At 32.0% G+C, this 3,585-nt stretch carries 3 protein-coding genes; all 3 read left to right on the top strand.

Annotated elements, in window-relative coordinates:
* The first annotated feature begins 285 nt into the window (after positions 1-285).
* Entirely contained in the window at positions 286-1,008 is a 723-nt protein-coding gene (locus tag J2Z35_RS14400; RefSeq protein WP_209662099.1) for a DUF4145 domain-containing protein, read from the top strand.
* A 42-nt stretch (positions 1,009-1,050) separates the two neighbouring features.
* Positions 1,051-2,160, top strand: coding sequence for a MobV family relaxase (gene mobV, locus J2Z35_RS14395; RefSeq protein ID WP_209662098.1), 1,110 nt, complete (start codon positions 1,051-1,053; stop codon positions 2,158-2,160).
* Positions 2,161-2,678: 518 nt separating this feature from the next.
* Positions 2,679-3,585: replication initiation protein (locus J2Z35_RS14390; RefSeq protein WP_209662097.1), on the top strand; the 907-nt coding region annotated here is incomplete at its 3' end.

The raw sequence follows: 3,585 nt of genomic DNA, 5'->3' as shown, positions 1-3,585 counted from the left end.
AGTTCAAGATGATTTGATGAAATTTTTAGAACACCTTGAAAAAAAGGCAGAAAAAATAGCTAAAGAAAAAACCAAAATTGAGGGCCAAATTGAGATTGATGTCTAGGAATTTTTCATCCTGATCTTGGAGCTATTTCTTTAGGTTTTCTAAGGGTTTAGCTCCATGCAATGGCACATCTTTACGAAGTAAAGTATAATGTGCTATACTTTACTTCACTTTATAAAGAAGTGACACGTTCCATAAAGCAAGTTCAAAAAATATTATTATTAGAGGAGAACTTAAAAATGAATAACTATGTAGCTCCAAAATTTAATCTTCCTGCTTTTAATTGTCCTTATTGCTCAGCATTTTCTCATATGATTTGGTATCCTTTAGTTGCATTTACAAAATATAGGCAAGTACCATTTAAATTTGCAGATTATGGACCAATTCCAGTTAAAATCCATATATCAGTTTGTTGTAACTGTGAAGGAATTAGTTATTGGGATGTAGATGAAAAAAACAAGTTGGATGAAGATAGCGTATCGATGGTAATTGACTATGAAAAAACAAGCGCATATATGATTTTACCTAAAGAATCTATAGCACCATACCCACATGAGGATATGCCTGAAGATATAAAACTAGATTATCTTGAAGCAAGATCTATAGTAAATGATTCTCCAAGGGGAGCCAGCGCTCTCTTGAGATTGGCTATACAAAAATTATGTGTACATTTAGGTGGTAAAGGGAAAAAAATAGATGATGATATTGCTTTTCTTGTACAAAATGGGCTTTCTAAGCAAATCCAGTCTGCTTTAGATATAGTTAGAGTTGTAGGTAATAATTCTGTTCACCCTGGCAAATTGAGCAATGATGATATTCAAGATAGTGCAATCACTTTATTTGAACTAGTTAATCTAATTATAGAGAATCAAATAACTCAACCTAAGAAAATAGATGAAATGTATATAAATTTAGTTCCAGAAAGTAAAAGAAAAGAAAGAACTGATGCAGTTTCAAAGTAACTCATTTTTTAATTTGTTTTTATATATTCAGGAGGTTAATTGATGAGTTTTGCCGTTCTTCATATGCAGAAACTTAAAATGGGTTCTATGAAAGGCATAGAAAATCATAACGAAAGACTAAAAGAGAGTAAGACAAATCCTGATATAGACTACTCCAAGAGCCACCAAAACATAGATTTTCATAGGTCAGACGATAGAACTTACTACATGAGGGTTAAAGACAGGATCCAAGAGCTTGATCTCCCAAAGGCAGTTAGAAAAGATGCAGTAGTTGCAGTTGGTTTTGTTGCGACATCAGATAAGGCCTTTTTCGATAATCTTTCTCCAGAGCAGACTAAAAAGTTTTTTGAAGTTACAAATGATTTTCTTAAAGATCGTTACGGTGAAAAGAATGTCATTGCATCAAAGCTCCATCTTGACGAAAGGACTCCCCATCTTCATACATACATAGTTCCTGTTACTGATGATGGAAGGCTTAGTGCTAAGAGTGTTTTCACCAAACAAGAGCTTACAAGTCTCCAAGCTGATTATCATAAGCACATGAACGATAATGGATTTCCTATGGAAAAGGGACAAGGGATTCGCCAACATATTGAAATGGCTGAGTTTAAAAAACAAACTGCTTTTAATGAGCTGACGGAAACGGAAAAGCAGCTAAAAGTGATCTCAGGGAAAAAGGCAGAAACTGAGACAGAATTAAATAGCCTTAAAAGCGATTTAAATGCCCTTAAAAGCGATTTAAACAAATACAACAACCTGAAGGTCGATTTTGAGCGAATAGACTCTATAAACGCAAAATCTAAGCTTCTAAGCAAAGATAAAGTTGTGGTTGATGCTGAGCAGTTCGAATATTTGAAAAGTGCAGTTAAGAAAATTCCTGTTCTTGAAAGTAAAATAGAATTGCTGGAAAGCCAAAATATATCGTATAGCAACGATTTTCATAAGCTTCATGGTATGTGGGAAGATCTGAAAGAGAAAAACCTTAAAAAACAGCAAAAAATGAGTTCTAAGGACAAAGAACTGGACTACACGAAAGATTATTTAGACCAAAAAGGACTTCTGGAAGAAGCTCAAAAGTTTATCCAGGAAAAAAAAGCTATGGAACAATCCATTAAACCTAAATCTTTGAGTGTAAAAGACTTAGAGATTTAAAAATTTAAGAATAATTTCTCAAGGCAAATCTTTAAGATACTTGCAATCAGTGAATTTAGGAGTAGTTAGTTAGGTTTAGATCCTAAGCTGCTTGAACTTCACTTACAGGCATCTTTTGGGTTTGTCTTTTTTATATTTCACTGTAATCATTGATTTTACTGGCTTTAGTTTTGTATCAAGGTAGTTTTGTCTGGAATTATAATTTTTCATCTCCAGAAGACTATTTTTTTTGTCCTTTTTTTTAGGGGTTTGCTTTTTTTATATATATTTTTTAAAGATCTTTTTTTTTAAAACCTTTTTAGGCATGTATCAATGCACTGAAAATGCTTAATTACAGCTATAGTAAAAACATAGTTTTGTCTGTTATAAAACATAGTTTTGTCTGTTATAAAACATAGTTTTGTCTGTTATAAAACATAGTTTTGTCTGTTATGAACAATTATTAAAAACGTGTTGTTTTTTATAATATGTTTATTGTAAAATAATTATATATTTAAAAACAAAAGAGGTGATTGAATTTGGCAAACGAAATCGTATGTTATAAAAACGAATTAAATCTGATTCCTATGAGGAATTTCAACAGTGTGGAGATGGATTTGTTTTTTTCTATTTGCTCACGCATGAGAGAAAAAGGTACTGATCCTATCAAATTTGATTTTAATGATTTAAAGCAATTGAGCGACTATAAACCTACTTCGAATACTAGGTTTGTAGATGATATTCAAAGTGTTTATAAAAAGCTCCTGTCTTTGCAATATACAGAAAGAGATGGCCATATGATTAGAGGGTTTGTTTTGTTCCATCACTACGAAATAGATTTAGACAAAGAGACTGTAGAGATTGGAGTAAACCCTAAACTCGAATATATATTAAATCAACTGTCTCAAGAATTTACAAAATTCGAGCTTGAAGAGTTTACGAATCTGAGATCTAGTTATGCTAAAACAGCATACAGGCAATTGAAACGATTCAGAAAAACTGGATATGCTATATTCACAATCGAACAATTTAGAGAATTACTGTGCATCCCTAAAAGTTATCAGGTTTGCCATATAACCGATAATGTTCTAAAGCCTATTCAAAGTGAACTATCTCCATGTTTCAGAAGTTTAAAAATAAACAAAGTAAAAGCAAAAAAGGGCAGAGCTATAACTCATATTGAATTCATCTTCCAAGGAGAAGATGACCAACTTAAAAACGGGAAATATAGAATTAAAAAAGGCAAGGAATTTATTGAAAAAGAGCCTACTGAACTTACAGAGGATGAAGCTAAAAAAGTTTTCCCTGGAATATCAAAAACCCTGTCCGAAAAATTGTTAGCAGAAAAGTCAGTTCAAGATGATTTGATGAAATTTTTAGAACACCTTGAAAAAAAGGCAGAAAAAATAGCTAAAGAAAAAACCAAAATTGAGGGCCAAATTGAGA

The sequence above is a fragment of the Acetoanaerobium pronyense genome (genome assembly GCF_017874355.1).
GTDB classification, from domain to species: Bacteria; Bacillota; Clostridia; order Peptostreptococcales; family Filifactoraceae; genus Acetoanaerobium; species Acetoanaerobium pronyense.
The sequence above is the reverse complement of the archived record's forward strand: the minus strand, read 5'-3'. Positions and strand labels throughout refer to the sequence as shown.